The following is an 18,117-nucleotide window of genomic DNA, read 5'->3' as shown; positions in this document are numbered from 1 at the left end:
ATTCTCAGACTGAACTACGTTGCCACACAATCGACTCCAGTTGTTTACACGATTTAATCTTGCCGCCACCTCCTGCTGGGGACGGCCGACGATACTCGACGAAGTCCCTGGGGTGAACGGCGGTGACGATTCGTGGAGCGACTCAACGCGCTCGATGCAGGCTTTCTCATGGCGGAAGATTCGGACCGGAACGTCAGCCTGGCGATCGGCGGAGTCGCGATCATCGACGGTTCCGCCCCCGATTACGGCGAGTTCAAGGACGTTCTGGCAGAACGCATCCGGGCAATACCGCGCTGCACTCAGATGTTGCGTACCCAACTTTTCGATGTTGGTGCTCCACAGTGGGTCGACGATCCGGGATTCGACCTCAGCCGTCACGTGCGCCGGGTGGCACTTCCACGGCCCGGCGATGACGCCGAACTGTACCGCGTCGTTGCCGACGTGCTGGAGCGCCGTCTGGACCGAGACCGCCCGCTGTGGGAATGCTGGGTCATCGAGGGCTTGAAGGGCAATCGTTGGGCGATCCTGATGAAGATCCACCACTGCATGGCCGATGGAATCTCGGCGACCCGCATCCTCAGTCGACTGTGCGATGACGTCGACGGCGATGCGTTCGCTCGCCCCACCGTCGCCAAGCGGAGTGCCAAGACACGCCATCACCTCAAGCCGGTGCCGGACCCCAAACCGCTGGAGAACCTCTGGAACCCGCTGGACAGCCTGTGGCGGACGGCCACCGGCATCACAGGTGCCGCTGTGCGCACGGTTGGCGGCGCCGCGGAAATTGCCACCGGGCTGCTCCGGCCTTCGGTGGGCAGCTCACTGGTGGGACCGGTTACCAGGATGCGGTGTTATCGGGCGGTGCGCGTCCCACTCGCCGAGGTCGAACAGGTGTGCCGGAAGTTCGACGTGACCATCAACGACGTTGCGCTCACCGCGATCACCGAAGGCTTCCGCTCGGTTTTGCTGCATCGCGGCGAGGAACCCCGACCGGACTCGCTGCGCACCCTGGTCCCGGTGTCGGTGCGCTCACCCGACGCGCTGGACAAACCCGGCAATCGCCTCTCGATCATGCTGCCCTATCTCCCCGTCGAACAAGACGACCCGATCCAGCAATTGCGCGTCGTGCACAGCCGGCTGAGCCGGGCCAAGCAAGGTGGGCAGCGGCAAGCAGGCAACGTTGCCGTCTCCGCGACCAGCTACATCCCGTTTATGTTGTCCTCGTGGCTAATCCGGTTCCTCACCCGTCTGCCGCAGCGCGGCATCGTGACGCTGGCGACCAACATCCCGGGACCACGCCGCCAGTTGCAGATGATGGGCCGCGAGGTAGCGCGCCTGCTGCCGATTCCACCGATCGCACTGCGGTTGCGCACGGGTGTCGCGGTGTTGAGCTATGCCAACGACCTGGTGTTCGGTATCACGGCTGATTACGACGCCGCAGCCGACGTCGACGCACTGGCCAACGGTATCGCGATGGCCGTGGCGCGCTTGGAAATGCTCAGCCAAGACTCGATCTTGCTGTTCGCCAACAGAACGGTCTGATTAACCTTGCTACCGGCATCGCAACAGCGTGCCGGGAAGGCAGGGCAGCCGAATGTCGGTCACCATCGACCCGCGCCGCTATGACGCGGTGCTGTTCGACCTCGGTGACCGGGCGGCCGATAAGCCCCTCTTGAAGCGGCTGCACGACGCCGGTGTGGGCTCCGACGAACTCCGCCAGCCGCCCGACACCGCGGCGCTGGTCGAGGCAGCGCGGCGGCTGTCGGTGCGCCCGGGCCGGTGCGCCGTCGTCACGGCGACCGGGAGCGGTGTCGACGCCGCCCGCGCCGGCGGATTCGCGCTGGTGATCGCGATCGACACGACCGCACGCCGCGATGAGCTGACCCGCCGAGGGGCCGACGCGGTGATCACGGACGTGCGCGACATCAGCGTGCGCACCGGGGACCGCCGGATGTTCGAGCTGCCCGACGCGGTGCAGGCGCTCGACGTGGTGACCGGTCGGCAGCCTGCGGTGTTCTTCGACTTCGACGGCACGCTCTCCGACATCGTCGAGAATCCCGACTCTGCGTGGCTGGTCGAGGGTGCGGCCGATGCGCTGACATCGCTGGCTGCACAGTGCCCCGTCGCGATACTGAGCGGCCGCGACCTCGCCGACGTGCGCGAGCGGATTGGCCTGCCTGGCATCTGGTATGCGGGCAGTCATGGTTTCGAGCTGACCGGACCCGACGGCACACATCACGAAAACGCTGAGGCGGCGGCGAGTATCCCCGCGCTCGAGGAGGCGGCCGCCGAGCTGGCCGACCAACTCGGTCACATCCCGGGTGTTGTGGTGGAGCACAAGCGGTTTGGTGTCGCCGTTCACTACCGCAACGCTGCGCGCGACCGAGTCGGCGAGGTGTCCGCAGCGGTACGAAGCGCCGGTCGGCGCACTGCGCTTCGCGTCACCACCGGTCGCGAAGTCATCGAGCTACGGCCAAATGTCGACTGGGACAAGGGCAAGACGCTGCGCTGGGTGCTCGACTACATTCGCCATGACGAGCACCCGGGTCCGTTGTTACCGATCTACCTCGGCGACGACATCACCGATGAAGACGCCTTTGACGCCGTCCACGACGACGGTATCCCCATCGTGGTGCGGCACACCGACGACGGCGATCGCGCCACCGCCGCGAAGTACGCATTGGACAATCCCGAACGGGTGCGGGACTTCATCCAGCGGCTGGCCCGTCAGCTCGGTCGCTGATCACAGGATCGCTTGGGTTTGCAGTACTTTGGCGGCCAACTTGCCGTCGTCGCCACGGACTTCGGTTTCGAGCACGATGACGCGCTTCCCGATGTGCAGCGGGTGGCAGTGCGCCGTGACCGTGCCACCGCGGGTCGGGGCCAAGAAATTGGTCTTGGATTCGATGGTTGCGGTTCCTCTCGCCCCCTCAGGGAGATTCAGGAACGCGCATAGCCCACCCGCCGAGTCCGCCAGGGCCATGACGATCCCGCCGTGCAGCACGTCGTTGCCCGTGCAAAGCGTCGGCGCCCAATCCAGACTCAGCACCACCTCGTCGGGCCGGAACGTGTCCGCGGTGATGCCCAGAGTCGCGCACAGCGGGACCTGCGCGTGGATCATTTCGGTCGCGGCCGTGTCGGTCATGAGCTCACCCTCCGATTCGGTGCAGCGCCGCAGCGGTTTCCGCGTCGGCAGGGTAGAACGACTCGATCGCAACCTCGGCGACCGTGACGTCCAGCGGCGCGCCAACCACGGCGGTCATGCTGAAGAACGCCAACTCTTGATCGCCATGAAGCAGGCGCAGCGGCACCGCGACGTCGGTGAGCTCGGGGCGCTCGGTCACGCCGCCCGGATAGGCCGCCAACTCGGCGTGCAACTCGGCCAGCCGCCGGTCACGTGTGCTGTGCGCTTGCCGGTGCAGGCGTTCAAGGATGTGGGCGCGCCACTCTGCGAGATTGGCGATGCGTGGCGCCATGCCGTCCGGGTGCAGCGACACCCGTAATGCGTTCACCGGCGGTGTCAGCAGTGCAGGGTCGCATCCTTCGGTGAGCACCGCGATGGCCGCGTTGCCGTCGAGCATTTCCCACCACCGGTTAACAACCAGTGCGGGATACGGCTCGTGTCCGGTGAGGATCTGACGCAGCGCGGCGCGGAGTCGCGTTAGTTCCGGCTCGTCGAGCGAGTGCTCAGGATAGGCGGGGGCGTAACCACCGGCCAGCAGCAGCGCGTTGCGCTCGCGCAGCGGAACGTCGAGTTGCTCGCTGAGCCGCAGAATCATTCCCGGGGTCGGGCGCGACCGTCCAGTCTCCACAAAGCTCAGATGCCGAGCCGAGATATCGGCCTGAATTGACAAGTCAAGCTGGCTTATTCGACGCCGCTCGCGCCATTCGCGCAGCAGCTGACCGACCGGCGGTGTTGCCGGTGCCCGCTGGGCCAGAGTCGTCACCGCCACGATGCTAGCCGCGCCGGCTCACGACGACGATTACCTCCCGGGTAATCGACAGCGCGCGGCGGCGCCGTCCACGATCGGGTGCAGAATTTCTACCCGCCGAAAGGATGAGCACATGCACGAGTTGATCGACCGCTACCTTGCCTGCTGGAACGAGACCGACTCAGCCACCCGCCGTGAGCTGATCGCCAAAACGTGGGACGACGACGCCACCTATCTCGACCCTCTGGTCGACGCGCACGGGCACGACGCCATCGACGCCGCCATCGCCACGACCCAAGGCCAATTTCCAGATCACGTCTTCGCTTTGGCCGGCCCAGTCGACACCCACCACGACGTTGCCCGGTTCAGCTGGGGCCTTGGCCGCGACGGGGATGACCCGCTCGTGATCGGCTCCGACGTCGCATCGCTCGGCGCCGACGGACGGCTGGCCCGCGTTGTCGGATTCCTGGACAAAGTGCCGACCTGACGTCGTGCTACAGCGAATCGCACCAGATCGTCACCGTGCTGGTGCGGCAGCTCGGCGAGCTGTTGTTGCGGCCGATGATCGAGGCGGTGTGGGAACGCGCGGCATCCAACGGCGAAAAGCAACCCCGCCTGGTCATTCGCGTCGACGATTGACGCGGTCAGCCGTCCTCTTCGTCGTCCTCTTCGCCCTTTTTGTGTTTGCCCTTTTTGTGCTTGTCCTGGCCTTTGTCGCCTTTGTCTTCGTGCCCGTCGCCGCCTGTTTTGTCTCGATCTTTGCCGGCCACAAGCTCGAGGGTGGCCCAATGACTCGGGGAGATGAAGACCGTCCACTTGCCGGCCTCGCGCCCCATCTTGACCACTCCGTTTTCGACTTCCCACTTGGTGCTGTCGTCGTAGTCGGTCGATTGCCCGTCGCTGTAGGTGAGTTTGAATGCCATAGCCGCAGGCTGCCACAATGGCGGCCCCGCTAAACCTCAGCGCTAGCCCTTCGCGTATTCGACCGCGCCGTCCTCCAGCACCAGCCGCGCATTGCTGCCGTCGGGCCCGGAAGCTTCCGTACGGAACACCGCCTTGCCGGGTTCGGTGCGCCAGATCAAGGTGGTCAGCGTCTCGCCGGGAAAGACCGGCTTGGTGAATCGCGCGTCGATCGAGGTGATGGCGCTGGCATCGCCATTGCCGAGCTCGGCGACCAAGGCTCGGCCGGAGAACCCGTAGGTGCACAGCCCGTGCATGATCGGCTTCGGGAAGCCGGCCAGTTCTTTGGCGAACCACGGGTCGCTGTGCAGCGGATTACGGTCGCCGGAGAGTCGGTAGATCAGCGGCTGATCCTCCCTGGTAGGCAACGCGACTCGGGCGTCGGGCTCGCGGTCAGGGATTTCCGGCGCGACGGGCCGCTGGCCCGGCTCTCCGCCGAAGCCACCGTCGCCGCGGATCACCAGCGTCGTGAGCGTCTCGGCGACCAGTGTCCCGGTGTCGGGGTCGCTGCCGCGGCCGCGCAGCATGATGATCGCGTTCTTGCCCTCGCCCTTGTCCTGGATGTCCGCCACCTCGGTGACGACCGACAGCTTGCCCGCGGCCGGCAGCGGCGCGTGCAGCCGGATGCCTTGCGAACCGTGTAAAAGCATGGCCCAGTTGAACGATCCGACCTTGCCCGCCGCGCCGAACGCCGGGCAGCAGATCACCGCGTAGGTCGGTAGCACCTGCTGGGTGATGCCGTGGCTGTTCTCCGTGGTGAAGGACAAATCCTCGGTTCCAGCACCGACACCGAGCGCGTACAGGATGGTGTCCCGGTCGGTCCATTCGAACAGCATCGGGTCGGTTGTTGCGCCGATGGCCTTCGGGTCGATCGCCATGCGGGTCTCCTCTCGATCAGATTCATACGGCCAACCATGGCGAACCTATGCAAACCCACCACATCGAAGCCGTCGACAAGGCAGGCTATCGCCATGCGCAACCGCACCGTCATCTGGAAGGCTTTGGCCGCGCTCGTCGTGACGATGATGATCGGCGCCTGCTCGGGATCCCCGCATGTGCGCAGCATCACGCTGACCTTCATCCGACATGCCGAGTCGCAGGCCAACGCCGACAATGTCCTCAACACCGATATTCCCGGTCCGAGCCTTACCGAGGAAGGCAAGGCGCAAGCCGAGCAGCTGGCCCACCAGCTCTCCCGGAACAACTTCGACGGCATCTACGTCTCCGACATGGTTCGTACCCAGCAGACCGCTGCACCGCTGGCCCACGCGCTGGGCAAGCCGGTCGAAGTCCTGCCCGGTCTGCGGGAAATCGACGCTGGCTGGTACAACGACACCTCGACCAAGAGGGCCGACCTGACCTATCTGCTCGCGCCGGCGGATTGGCTCAAGGGCGACACCAAGGACGCCATTCCGGGCTCGATCAGCGGCAATGAATTCAACGATCAGTTCACTGCCGCCGTCCAGAAAATCTACGACAGCGGTAACACCAAACCCGTTGCGTTCTCGCACGGCGCAGCGATCATGTACTGGACCTTGATGAACGTCAAAAACCCCAAGGACAGCCTGGCGACCAGCCATCGGCTGCCAAATGTCGGCCGAGTGGTGGTCACCGGCAGTCCGGCGATGGGATGGACGCTGGTGGACTGGGACGGCATCCGCGACTTCAGTTACTGAGCCGAACGCGCCAGGACTCGACGGCTGGTTGGCAGCGAAATCCCCGCGGTACGGTACTGGACAGTACTGCCGCGGTGGTTCTATCCTGAGCGCGTGACGCAGACTGCCGATCCCGCGGCGGGGTGGTCGCCGCGGGAGACCGAACTGCTTGCGGTGACGTTGCAGCTCCTGCAAGAACACGGGTATGACCGGTTGACGGTGGACGCGGTGGCGGCCACCGCGCGCGCCAGCAAGGCCACGGTATACAGGCGCTGGCCCTCGAAAGCCGAATTGGTTTTGGCCGCGTTCATCGAGGGCATCCGCCAGATCGCCGTCCCACCCGAAACCGGAACGCTGCGAGGCGATTTGTTGCACATAGGAGAGGTGGTCTGCCAACAAGGTCGGCAGCACGCCGGCACCATCCGCGCGGTGCTTGTCGAGGTATCGCGCAACCCCGCACTCAACGACGTCATGCAGCACCAGTTCATCGAGCAGCGGAAGGCCTTGATGTACCAGATCCTCCAGCAGGCCGTTGACCGCGGTGAGATCGATCAAACCGCCATCAACGACGAACTCTGGGACCTGATGCCGCACTATCTGATCTTTCGGTCCATCTTTCCCGGCCGGCCACCAACCGAGCAGACCGTGGAGGCCCTCGTGGACGATGTGATCATCCCGAGCCTCACCCGATGCGCTAATCGAAAGGTCAACGGGTGAGAGGTATTTCGTTGACCGGCCTTGTCAGAGGGCACTGGATGATCCTGGTCACCGCCGTGGTGGTCGCGCTGGCCGGGTTCGCCGTCTTCCGCCTGCACGACGCCTTCGGTTCTCACAAAAATGCAGCACTCGGCAGCGGTGGCTCTAACGAGATCGTTCCCTTCAACCCCAAGCAAGTGATCTATGAGGTCTTCGGCCAACCGGGGACCACCGCGACCATCAACTACCAGGACGTCCATGCCGCGCCGCAACGAGTCGACAACGCCCCGTTGCCGTGGTCCTACACGATCACGACCACCGATCCCGCGGTCATCGCCAACGTGGTTGCTCAAGGCAACGGCCCCACCTTGAGCTGCCGCATCACCGTCAACGGCATCGTCAAAGACGAAAGGACCGTCAACGAATTGAACGCGTACACGTTCTGTTTGGACAAGTCCGGATGAGCGATCACAGCAGCCGCCGACCCGTCGTGCCACACACGATTCGCCGCCTGGCGGTGCCCATTCTGTTGTTCTGGGTGGCGTTGGCCGCGGTGCCGAATATCCTTGTGCCGCAACTAGAAGAAGTCGGCAGGATGCACAACGTCGGCCTCAGCTCCCCGGAGGCGCCGTCGTACCAGGCGTTCAAGCACATCGGCAAGGTGTTCCACGAGTTCGACACGGACAGTTCGGCGATGATCGTCCTGGAAGGCGACAAGCCGCTCGGCGCTGATGCTCACACCTTTTATGACGCGCTGATTCGCAAGCTGGAACAGGACAAGAGGCACGTTCAGCACATCCAGGACTTCTGGGGAGACACGCTGACCGCGGCGGGATCCCAGAGCAGCGACGGCAAGGCCGCCTACGTTCAGCTCTTTCTCAACGGAGCCCAGGGCGAGGCATTGGCGAACGAGTCAGTCGACGCGGTCCGCAGCACCGTCGATCACATGCAGCCGCCGCCAGGCGTCAAGGCCTACCTCACCGGCGCTGCCCCACTGATCGCCGATCAATTCACCGAAGGCAGTAAAGGATCCAGCAAAGTCACGGCGATTACCGTCGGCGTGATCGCCGTGATGCTGTTCTTCGTCTATCGATCGTTTTCCACCACGCTCCTGGTCTTGGCGACTGTTCTGATCGAGATGGCCGCGGCACGGGGATTCGTTGCATTCCTTGGCAATGCCGGGATTCTTCCGCTGTCGACCTACGCCACCAATCTGCTGACATTGCTGGTGATCGCCGCCGGAACGGATTACGCGATATTTTTCGTCGGCCGATATCACGAAGCGCGCGCCGGCGGCGAAGAACGGGAAGACGCGTTCTACATCATGTATCGCGGCACGTCGCACGTTGTCTTGGGCTCTGGACTGACGGTTGCCAGCGCGGTGGCGTGCCTCAGTTTCACTCGGCTGCCCTACTTTCAAAGCCTGGGCCTGCCCGCGGCGATTGGGATCCTGGTTGCCCTGGCGGCCTCGCTCACGCTGGGCCCGGCCATCCTGACGATTGCCAGTCACTTCGGACTCTTCGAGCCCAAGCGCGTACTGCAGACCCGAGGCTGGCGTCGCATCGGCACCGCCATTGTCCGTTGGCCCGCACCGATTCTCGTCGTTTCGATCGCCGTCGCCCTGATCGGTCTGCTCGCCCTGGCCGGCTACAAGACCAGCTATGACACCCGGCCCTACATCCCTGCCTCTGCTGCGGCCAACGTCGGATACACCGCTGCCGAGCGGCACTTTCCCCGGTCCCGGTTGGAGCCCGAACTGCTGATGATCGAGGCCGATCACGACTTACGGAATCCGGCCGACATGCTCGTGCTGGACAAGGTGGCCAAAGGCGTGGTCCACATCCCCGGTATCGCTCAAGTGCAGTCCATCACCCGGCCATTGGGAGCACCACTGGACCACAGTTCGATCGCGTTTCAGATCAGCCAGCAAAGCATCGGCCAGGTTCAAAATCTCAAGTACCAGATGGATCGCGCGCGCGACTTGGTAACGCAGTCAAATGAGTTGAGCAAGACGATCGGCATCTTGCAGCAACAATATGCCCTGCAGCAGCAACTCGCCGCCGCCACTCACGACGAGACCCAGAAATTCCACGAAACCTTGGCGATCATCTCCGAGGTGCGAGACAGGCTCGCCAACTTCGACGATGTCTTTCGACCGATCCACAGCTATCTCTACTGGGAAAAGCACTGCTACGACATCCCGGTGTGCTTCGCGCTGCGAAACACGTTTGAATCAATCGACAGCGTCGATGAGCTGACCGAAAAATTCGAAGACCTGGTCACAAGCCTGGACAAGCTCGATGCGATCCAACCGCAACTGGTGGGACTGATACCCCCCCAGATCGCCAGCCAAGAAATCAACCAAGAACTGGTGCTGAAGAACTTCGCCACCAACTCCGGGATCGCCAATCAGTCGGCCACCGCGAACGACAACCCGGCGGCCTTGGGACAGGCCTTCGACAAAGCCAAAAACGACGACCTGTTCTACTTGCCGCCGGAAGTATTCAGCAACCCTGACTTCAAACGCGGCCTGAAACTGTTTCTGTCGCCCGACGGCAAAGCGGCTCGGATGATCATCACTCATGAAGGCGACCCGGCAGAGCCCGCGGCCATCTCCCATGTCGAGCCGATCAAGCTGGCCGCGCACGAGGCGGTCAAGAACACGCCGCTGGCGGGCGCCCGCTTTTATCTCGGCGGCACCGCGTCGACCTACAAAGACATCGCTGATATGGAGACTTACGACCTGCTGATCGTCAGCATCGCCTCGCTGAGCCTAATCCTGCTGATCATGATGATCATCACCCGCAGCCTGGTCGCCGCCATCGTGATCGTCGGTACCGTGGTGCTGTCGTTGGGCGCATCGTTCGGGCTGTCGGTGCTGGTGTGGCAGTACATGCTGGGCATCCAATTATATTGGGTCGTACTGGCTTTGGCGGTCATCCTGCTGCTGGCCGTCGGATCCGACTACAACCTGCTACTGATCTCCCGGTTCAAAGAGGAAATCCACGCCGGCCTCAAGACCGGTATCATCCGCGCGGTGGCAGGCTCTGGGTCGGTGGTGACCGCCGCCGGTCTGGTCTTCGCCGTGACCATGTGCGTGTTCGTGTTCAGCGGTCTGCAGGTGCTCGGCCAAATCGGGACAACCATCGGCCTCGGCCTGTTCTTCGACACCTTGATCGTCCGTTCCTTTATGACGCCATCGATCGCCGCCCTGCTCGGGCGCTGGTTCTGGTGGCCGCAGCGGGTGCGCCCGCGGCCGGCCAGTCGGATGCTGCAGCCCTACGGATCGCGTCCCGCGGTTCGTCAGTTACTGCTGTGGGACGACCCGGACGAGGCGGAGACGGCGGTTACTTCCCGGTAGGCCCGGTAGGTAACGAGCTGCACTTCACCGATCGCGTCACACTGCGTTGACGTGCGACGTGCCACGCGCCACCATGTGTTGCATGCATTATGTCGTTACCGGCGGTACCGGGTTTATCGGGCGGCGCGTTGTCTCGCGTCTGCTGGACTCCCGGCCGGACGCCGAGGTGTGGGTCGTGGTTCGTCGCCCGTCGTTGGGCCGGTTCGAACGGCTGACCGGTCAGTGGGGCGAACGAGCGAAACCGCTGGTGGGCGACCTGGCCGAGCCCGATATGGGGTTGACCGACGAGGCCATCGCCGAGCTGGGCAACGTCGAGCACGTGGTGCACTGCGCGGCGATCTACGACCTCACCGTCCCCGAACCCGATCAACGCATCGCCAACGTCGAGGGCACTCGCGCCGTGATCGAATTCGCGCGCCGGCTCGACGCGACGCTGCATCACGTGTCGTCGATCGCGGTAGCCGGGGAATTCCGCGGTGAGTACACCGAGGACGATTTCGACGTCGGTCAGCAGCTGCCGACGCCGTATCACCAGACGAAGTTCGAGGCCGAGCTGCTGGTGCGCGAGGCGACCGGCCTACGCCATCGGATCTACCGCCCCGCGGTGGTGGTCGGTGATTCGCGCACCGGTGAGATGGACAAGATCGACGGACCGTACTACTTCTTCGGCGTGCTGGCCAAGCTGGCGGTTTTGCCCCGGTTCACGCCGATCATGCTGCCCGACACCGGCCGCACCAATATCGTCCCTGTCGACTACGTCGTCGACGCACTGGTCGCCCTCATGCACGCCGACGGTCGCGACGGCCAGACGTTCCACCTGACCGCACCGAAAACGATTGGCCTGCGCGGCATTTATCGCGGGATCGCCGACGCGGCCGGGCTGCCGCCGCTGCGCGGATCGCTGCCCCGGTCCGTCGCCGCACCCGTGACGAAGGTGCGCGGGCGGGCCAAGGTGTGGCGCAACATGGCAGCCACCCAACTGGGCATTCCCGCCGAGGTTCTCGACGTCGTCGACCTGGCGCCCACGTTCATCTCCGATAACACACGAAACGCATTGCACGGCACCGGTATCGAGATTCCTGAGTTCGCCGACTACGCACCCAAGCTGTGGCGGTACTGGGCCGAGCATTTGGACCCCGATCGGGCCCGACGCGACGATCCGGCCGGAGCGCTGATGGGGCGCCACGTGATCATCACCGGCGCGTCCAGCGGCATCGGCCGGGCCGCGGCGATCGCCGTCGCCGAACGCGGCGCAACAGTATTCGCGTTGGCGCGCAACGGTGAGGCGCTCGACGACCTGGTCGCCGAGATCCGCGCCAACGGCGGTCAGGCTCACGCCTTCACCTGCGACGTCACCGACTCCGCCTCGGTGGAGCACACAGTCAAGGACATCCTGGGCCGCTTCGGTCACGTCGACTATCTGGTGAACAACGCCGGCCGGTCGATCCGCCGCTCGGTGGTCAACGCCACCGACCGGTTCCACGACTATGAGCGGGTGATGGCGGTCAACTACTTCGGGGCAGTGCGGATGGTATTGGCGCTGCTGCCGCATTGGCGTGACCGCCGGTTCGGTCACGTCGTCAACGTATCCAGCGCCGGCGTGCAGGCCCGCAGCCCCAAGTACAGCTCGTATCTGCCCACCAAGGCCGCGTTGGACGCGTTCTCCGAAGTTGTGGGCTCCGAGACGCTTTCCGACCACATCACGTTCACCAACATCCACATGCCGTTGGTGGCCACGCCGATGATCGCGCCGTCGCGGCGGCTCAACCCCGTTCCGCCGATCAGTGCCGAGCATGCGGCGGCGATGGTGGTGCGCGGGCTGGTCGACAAGCCGGCCCGCATCGACACCCCGGTCGGCACCCTTGCGGAAGCCGGAAACTACTTCACCCCCAAGCTGTCGCGACGAATCCTGCACCAGCTCTATCTCGGATATCCGGATTCAGCGGCAGCGCAGGGAATAACGCCGCCGGAAACCGTTGCCGCGCCATCATCGTCACCGCGCCGGCCGAGGCGACCAACGCGTGCGGTTAACCGGCTGCGGGTCCCGCGGCCGGTCAAGCGGGCGATACGGCTGGTGCCCGGCGTGCACTGGTAGCCCCTCCGGGTATCGTTGCAACAGTGGCTGCCGCACCAGTTTTCGTCGACGTCGACACCGGTGTGGATGACGCAATTGCGTTGATTTACCTGCTGGCCAGCCCGGAGGCCGAGCTGGTCGGCATCGCCTCGACCGGCGGGAACGTCGGTGTGGATCAGGTCTGCGAGAACAACCTCGGCCTACTCGAGCTGTGCGGGATCGACGGCGTGCCGGTATCCAAAGGCGTCGATCACCCGTTGAACTCCCCCGCGCTTCCCGTCGGGAACGTCCATGGGCCACGGGGTCTGGGGTATGCGGAGTTGCCGCCGACCGCTCGTCAGCTCGCCGGCGACGATGCGGCGACGGCATGGGTCACAGCGGCTCATGCGCATCCGGGAGAGCTGATCGGGCTGGCCACCGGCCCGCTGACCAACCTGGCGCTGGCGCTGCGTAAGGAACCTGCGCTGCCGACGCTGTTGCGGCGGCTGGTGATCATGGGCGGGGCCTATGACTACCGCGGCAACATCACTCCGGTCGCGGAGTGGAACATCGGAGTGGACCCCGAGGCGGCGGCCGAAGTGTTCGCCGCCTGGTCCCCTGAGGTCTCGGAAGACAATGAGCCGCAATCGCTTCCGATTCTCTGCGGCTTGGACGTGACGCGGAACATCTCGATCACACCGGAGATACTGGTCAGACTGGCGGCGGCTGCCAACACGGCGACGACCATAATGAATGCTCAGGAAAAGCGCGGCACCCGGTCGTCGGCGTCCAACCCGTTGATTCGGCTGATCGAGGACGCGACGCGGTTCTACCTGGAGTCCTACCACGATCTCGGCCACGGTTACCAGGCGCATCTGCATGACCCATTGGCCGCGGCGGTCGCGCTGGACCCGCAGCTGCTCGCCACCCGGCCGGCGACGGTAGACGTCGAGTTGACGGGCAGACTGACCCGCGGCATGACGGTGACCGACTGGTCGGGTCGGTGGAGCCGAAAGCCCAACGCGCTGATCGGTGTTGGTGTGGACCCAGCGGTGTTCTTCGACCGGTTTATCGAACGGGTCGGACCGTTCGCCGGTCGACTCGGCTGACGAGCCGTACATGTACTGGCGGGGAGATCTCGGGGCGATCTTTTTGCCGTGAGCACACGCTCGGCGTGACGGGCCGTTACCGATTCACCGCCAGGAAGCCTCGGCCTTTAGGCGCGAGAGGAACGGGCAGTGTTGTCGTACAGCGACGGTAGCGTTCGCCGCATGGCAGTCGTTCGCTATCGGTACAGGTTGCGCCCCGGCGCGACGGCGCTGACGGCGTTGCTGCGAGAGTGGGACCGCTGCCGCTGGGTGTGGAATCAAGCGGTTGCACGACTTAACGAGTCCGGCGAGTGGGTCCGTGACGATGCACTTACCGGTTGGCGGGGAGAGCATGATTGGCTGCGTGAGGGTTCGGTGGTGGCCCAACAGCAGATGCTGCGAAACTTTCGCGCCAAGCGGGCTAAGGGTAAGGGGCGTCGCAAGTTCAAGTCCGCCAAGCGCACTCTGCCGAGCCTGAACTACACCAGGCGGGGATTCGCCGTCAAAAGTGGCCGGTTGCGTCTGGCCGGCGGCCTGTGCATTCCGGTGGTGTGGTCGCGCGAGTTGCCCGCTGAGCCCAGCAGTGTGCGCGTCTACCGCGACAGCATCGGGCACTGGTATGCCAGCTTCGTAGTGCGCTGTGACGACGCGGCGCTGCCGGTGTGCGAGCACGCGATCGGCATCGACTGGGGAGTGCGCGCCGTGGCGACTACCACCGACCCTAAATACGACCTGGCGCATCCGGAATACGGCAAGCGTGCCAGCACCGAGCTTGCACGCGGGCAACGGACCATGGCGCGGCGCAAGCCAGCCCGCGGCGAACCGGCGTCGAAGGGTTACCTCGGGGCTAAGCGCGCGGTCGCCAAACTGTCTAAGAAAGTCGCCCGGCAGCGGCAGGACACGGCGCGTAAGTGGGCCACAAAAGTCGTCGCCAACCATGGGGAATTGGCGGTTGAGGACTTCAAGCCGCGGTTTTTAGCTAAGTCTCGTATGGCGCGCAAGTCCGCGGACGGCACGATCGGCGCGATCAAAGCCACGCTGATTGAATATGCGCAGCGGGCGGGCCGAAAGGTGGTGTTGGTGCCGCCCGCCTACACGACCATGACATGTAGCGGTTGCGGTGCGAGAGCCAAGTCCCGCCTGCCGCTGTCGGAAAGGGTTTTCGCCTGTGAGTCCTGCGGAATGATCCAGGATCGCGACCGAAACGCTGCCAGAGTCATTCTGGACAGGGCTGGTCTCAACCCTGCCGGTGCTGAAGCTGTAAGACATCCGGATCTTCTTGAGGTTCGGGTGCTTGCCGAGCCGGGAATCCCCGCCCTTTAGGCGGGGAGGGTGTCAATCGTAGATTCCCTCCAGATACCACCTCCTTTGGCGGTAGCACAGCAGCATCGCGCGCTCGCTCTCCAGCAAGACCTGAGCGCGAGCGGTGCGACCCGCCACCCGATCCGGATCCCACCAGCGTTCGTCGACCGGCCATGGGCCGGCCCACCAGCGCAGCTGGTCGTCGCGGCCGCGAGAGGTTAGCCGTGCCGGGTCGGCGGAGAACAGCCCCCGGCTGGTCACCCGGATCGAGTTACCTTGGGCATCAAGCAATTCCACCGGATCATCGAGCAGCACCGTGGGCGATGGTTCGGGCAGTTGACCGGGCCAGGGCAGACCTGGATCGGCCCGCGGCACCGGCTCGTCGCCCAGCGGCGTCAACGTGATGCGCTCGGCAGGCCCACGACCGCCGGACAGGACAGGCACCTGCACTGCCTCCGGGCCGAGCAGACCCTGCACCCGCACCAGCGCCCGGCGGGCCCGCATCCTGTCTTCTTCACCGAGGCCGCCCCATAGCGGTAACTGCAGCGCCCCGGCCGACACCACCTCCACCGCCTGCAGCCGCAACAGCGTCACCGATGCGGTGGGCCGATCCGCGACGATCCGGGTGTTCAACCACCCGTCCAGTTGCCAGCGCACCCGGTCGGCGGTGGCATCCTCGGTCAACGGCTCGGCGCATCGCCATACCCGCGTCAGCTCTTCGCCGTTGGCGGTGACGGCGTGAACGGCCAGTCGGGTGCATCCCACTCCGGCGACCATCAATGTCTGATGCAACGTGCTGGCCAACGAGCGGCCGGCAAATGCCGCGGCGTCAACCCGGTCGATCGGCGGATCGCAATGCAGCACGGCGTCGAGTTCGGCCGGCGGCTCACGCCCGGACGGTCCGCGTTCCGGCTCACCGCGGGCGAACCGGTGCGCGTTCACCGCGTCGGCGCCGAACCGGGAAGCCACGTCGGTGCGCGGCAATGCGGCGAACTGTCCGATGGTGCGAATCCCCATCCGCCACAGTAGATCCGCTAGATCGTCCCGCCCGGGACCGGACAGGCTGGGCTCGGTGGCGAGTTGCCGGATCGACAGCGCCGATAGGAACCGCGCGTCTTCTCCCGGTTCGACGACACGACCGGCACGGGCGGCGAAGACCGCGGTGGACAGCTGGTCGGCGATCCCGACCTGACACTCTGCGCCGGCTGCGGCCACTGCGTCGGTCAGCCGCTCGGCGGCCTGCTGCTCGGACCCGAAGAAGCGCGCGGCCCCACGCACCGGCAACACCAAGAGCCCGGGCCGCAGCACCTCGGCGCGGGGCACCAGATCGTCCACCGCCGCGATAACTCCTTCGAAGAAGCGGGCGTCGCGGTCGGAGTCGGCTGTCACGACGTGCAATTGCGGACAGCGAGCCGCGGCCTCTCGTCGCCGCAATCCTCGCCGCACTCCCGCCGAACGGGCAGCCGATGAGCAGGCGATCACCCGGTTGGCCAGCGTGACGGCGACCGGGGCCGTCGCGGGCAGGCCCGCGGCCGCCGCAGCGCCGACCGCAGGCCAGTCCATACACCAAATCGCCAATACTCGGGAGGCCACGTGAACTACCCGGTTCGCACCCGGCCGATGGTCCGCCCCCTTGCGCGCACCCCGTTGATTTGGAGCCGCACCTTGCTGATCCGTCCGAAACCGGGCGTACCCGCCGTGGTCTCATAGCCGCAGACCCGAGCCTTGAGTCGTATCGACGCACCCTGCCAGTCACCATCGGTGACCAGCAGCGTGCAGCCTTTGTGGTGAGCGCGGGCCACCACCGCCCGCGCCCGTGACAGTGGCACCGAGCGCCCGCCTAAAGCCAGCACGACCAGATCCATTCCGTCCATGAGCACCGCAGCCACTTCCACCGGATCGGAACCGGGATCCGGGATTACCGCGAGCCGGCTCAGATCCGCTCCCATTTCCACGGCGGCCAGCAGTCCGATATCCGGCTGGCCGACAATGGCTGCGTTCCCACCGGCGGCCGTCACCGCGGCCACCATGCTCAACGGCAGCGACCGGGCTCCCGACAGCACCGCCACCGTTCCCCGTGGCAACGCGTCAGGCAGCACATCGGCCAGCAGCTGCGGGATGGGCAGCTTTGTCTCCGAATCCGGAAGCAGGTCGTCCGGGCCGGGGTGACTATGAGCATGTCTTTGATGACTAAGCCGACCGGAACCGACCTTCCCGGACACTGCCGCGATCTGGCGGCGCAGCTGTTTTAGCTGGTCAACGCGGTTGTGATGAGGCTGATCGGAGGCGAGAATCGCCGTCATCACCACCTCCTGAGGTACGGGTGTTACCACTGATGTTCGAATATATGTTCGATAGAATCAGTCAACACCTGCCCACCGACAAACGTCAAGCGGATCACGTGCAGCAGGCACACCCGCTGCAGAACCAGCTAACTTCGCTGCAGACAAGGAACCGCTATCTCGAGTTGGCGGTCAACAGCCTGCCCAGAGCGGCCAGGGTCTGGTTCATCGCTCGTCTGTTGTGCGCCGGGAAGCCGGCCCACTCGGCATTCAGCGTTTTAGAACCGCTCGCGTTCAGCGCAGCATGCGCCTGGGAACGCGATCACCATCAACGTGAACGCGACATCCTGGATCGACTGTCACCGAAGACCAGCCGTAGCGCGGATCTCCCGACGTGCCGCCGCTGGGTCCGTCTCTCGAAACATGTAGTGGCTCAATGCGACTCGTGCGATTGCACCGGCGCGATCGCGCGCATTCGCCGCGGCATCGAAGCCGTCCTCACGAGCGCATTGCTCCAAGACCACCATCAACCTCTCGCTGATCATCGGCAACGCCCGCGCCATCTGGTCCTGCGCGAAGCCCGGATCCAGATCGAGCTGGCGCCCGGGCGGCTGATCCTCCACGAAAGTCGCCACAAGGTCGACCGCCGCTTCGAGTCGTGCGATGCCGGTGACCCCCCTCATCGCCCGTTCCATCGCCGCGTCGAAACGCCGTCGTTCATGCGCTCCCAGCGCATCGATCAGGTCCTCTTTGGACACGAAGTAGCGATAGATGGTCGGCCGTGACACCCC

At 65.0% G+C, this 18,117-nt stretch carries 17 protein-coding genes; 10 read left to right on the top strand and 7 right to left on the bottom strand.

Annotated features, from left to right (window positions below; genetic code table 11):
- The first annotated feature begins 132 nt into the window (after nucleotides 1-132).
- Both VNW74_RS21735 and otsB read left to right on the top strand, forming a co-directional pair.
- The gene (locus VNW74_RS21735; protein ID WP_325680626.1) at nucleotides 133-1,539 is read left to right on the top strand and encodes a wax ester/triacylglycerol synthase family O-acyltransferase; all 1,407 of its coding nucleotides are present in this window, start codon (nucleotides 133-135) and stop codon (nucleotides 1,537-1,539) included.
- Nucleotides 1,540-1,591: 52 nt separating this feature from the next.
- A complete protein-coding gene (gene otsB / locus VNW74_RS21730; RefSeq protein ID WP_325680624.1) occupies nucleotides 1,592-2,740 on the top strand; it encodes a trehalose-phosphatase in 1,149 nt (382 codons plus the stop codon).
- On the opposite strand, the gene VNW74_RS21725 is transcribed toward otsB, so the two are convergent.
- Together VNW74_RS21725 and VNW74_RS21720 are read right to left on the bottom strand one after the other, a co-directional pair.
- Nucleotides 2,741-3,142 (bottom strand): PaaI family thioesterase, encoded by a 402-nt coding sequence (locus VNW74_RS21725; protein WP_325680622.1) that lies wholly within the window; start codon nucleotides 3,140-3,142, stop codon nucleotides 2,741-2,743.
- Nucleotides 3,143-3,146: 4 nt separating this feature from the next.
- Complete coding sequence (locus VNW74_RS21720; RefSeq protein ID WP_325680620.1) at nucleotides 3,147-3,944, bottom strand: helix-turn-helix transcriptional regulator; 798 nt, start codon at nucleotides 3,942-3,944, stop codon at nucleotides 3,147-3,149.
- 118 nt (nucleotides 3,945-4,062) lie between these two features.
- Between VNW74_RS21720 and VNW74_RS21715 the strand changes: the two genes are divergently transcribed.
- Nucleotides 4,063-4,416, top strand: coding sequence for a nuclear transport factor 2 family protein (locus VNW74_RS21715; RefSeq protein WP_325680618.1), 354 nt, complete (start codon nucleotides 4,063-4,065; stop codon nucleotides 4,414-4,416).
- A gap of 157 nt (nucleotides 4,417-4,573) precedes the next feature.
- On the opposite strand, the gene VNW74_RS21710 is transcribed toward VNW74_RS21715, so the two are convergent.
- Nucleotides 4,574-4,852, bottom strand: coding sequence for a hypothetical protein (locus tag VNW74_RS21710; RefSeq protein WP_325680616.1), 279 nt, complete (start codon nucleotides 4,850-4,852; stop codon nucleotides 4,574-4,576).
- Between the two features lie 42 nt (nucleotides 4,853-4,894).
- Nucleotides 4,895-5,767, bottom strand: a complete 873-nt coding sequence (locus VNW74_RS21705; protein ID WP_325680614.1) for a MaoC/PaaZ C-terminal domain-containing protein — start codon at nucleotides 5,765-5,767, stop codon at nucleotides 4,895-4,897.
- Nucleotides 5,768-5,860: 93 nt separating this feature from the next.
- Here VNW74_RS21705 and VNW74_RS21700 point away from each other — a divergent pair, with 93 nt between their 5' ends.
- The 7 genes from VNW74_RS21700 (at nucleotide 5,861) to VNW74_RS21670 (ending at nucleotide 15,065) form a co-directional block, all read left to right on the top strand.
- Nucleotides 5,861-6,565, top strand: a complete 705-nt coding sequence (locus VNW74_RS21700) for a histidine phosphatase family protein (protein WP_325680613.1) — start codon at nucleotides 5,861-5,863, stop codon at nucleotides 6,563-6,565.
- Between the two features lie 93 nt (nucleotides 6,566-6,658).
- Nucleotides 6,659-7,261 carry a TetR/AcrR family transcriptional regulator gene (locus VNW74_RS21695; protein WP_325680611.1) on the top strand — a complete coding sequence of 201 codons (603 nt, stop codon included), beginning with the start codon at nucleotides 6,659-6,661 and terminating at the stop codon, nucleotides 7,259-7,261.
- Nucleotides 7,258-7,704 carry an MmpS family transport accessory protein gene (locus VNW74_RS21690; protein ID WP_325680609.1) on the top strand — a complete coding sequence of 149 codons (447 nt, stop codon included), beginning with the start codon at nucleotides 7,258-7,260 and terminating at the stop codon, nucleotides 7,702-7,704. The genes VNW74_RS21695 and VNW74_RS21690 overlap by 4 nt, the downstream gene beginning before the upstream one ends.
- Nucleotides 7,701-10,601, top strand: coding sequence for an MMPL family transporter (locus VNW74_RS21685; RefSeq protein ID WP_325680607.1), 2,901 nt, complete (start codon nucleotides 7,701-7,703; stop codon nucleotides 10,599-10,601). The genes VNW74_RS21690 and VNW74_RS21685 overlap by 4 nt, the downstream gene beginning before the upstream one ends.
- Before the next feature lie 82 nt (nucleotides 10,602-10,683).
- On the top strand, nucleotides 10,684-12,696 hold the full coding sequence (locus tag VNW74_RS21680; protein ID WP_325680605.1) for an SDR family oxidoreductase: 2,013 nt from the start codon (nucleotides 10,684-10,686) through the stop codon (nucleotides 12,694-12,696).
- A 23-nt stretch (nucleotides 12,697-12,719) separates the two neighbouring features.
- Nucleotides 12,720-13,763: a nucleoside hydrolase gene (locus tag VNW74_RS21675; protein ID WP_325680603.1), complete on the top strand. Its 1,044-nt coding sequence runs from the start codon at nucleotides 12,720-12,722 to the stop codon at nucleotides 13,761-13,763.
- A 162-nt stretch (nucleotides 13,764-13,925) separates the two neighbouring features.
- Nucleotides 13,926-15,065: a transposase gene (locus tag VNW74_RS21670; RefSeq protein ID WP_325680601.1), complete on the top strand. Its 1,140-nt coding sequence runs from the start codon at nucleotides 13,926-13,928 to the stop codon at nucleotides 15,063-15,065.
- A 12-nt stretch (nucleotides 15,066-15,077) separates the two neighbouring features.
- Here VNW74_RS21670 and VNW74_RS21665 read toward each other — a convergent pair whose 3' ends face one another.
- The 3 genes from VNW74_RS21665 to VNW74_RS21655 all read right to left on the bottom strand — a co-directional run.
- Nucleotides 15,078-16,607 carry a DNA polymerase Y family protein gene (locus VNW74_RS21665; protein ID WP_325680599.1) on the bottom strand — a complete coding sequence of 510 codons (1,530 nt, stop codon included), beginning with the start codon at nucleotides 16,605-16,607 and terminating at the stop codon, nucleotides 15,078-15,080.
- Nucleotides 16,608-16,642: 35 nt separating this feature from the next.
- Nucleotides 16,643-17,347 carry a hypothetical protein gene (locus VNW74_RS21660; RefSeq protein WP_325680598.1) on the bottom strand — a complete coding sequence of 235 codons (705 nt, stop codon included), beginning with the start codon at nucleotides 17,345-17,347 and terminating at the stop codon, nucleotides 16,643-16,645.
- 338 nt (nucleotides 17,348-17,685) lie between these two features.
- The coding region (locus tag VNW74_RS21655) for a TetR/AcrR family transcriptional regulator (RefSeq protein WP_325680596.1) at nucleotides 17,686-18,117 on the bottom strand (432 nt) is incomplete at its 5' end.

Source organism: Mycobacterium sp., from assembly GCF_035570115.1.
Classification (GTDB): Bacteria; Actinomycetota; Actinomycetes; order Mycobacteriales; family Mycobacteriaceae; genus Mycobacterium.
This window is presented reverse-complemented; position numbering and strand designations above follow the sequence as displayed.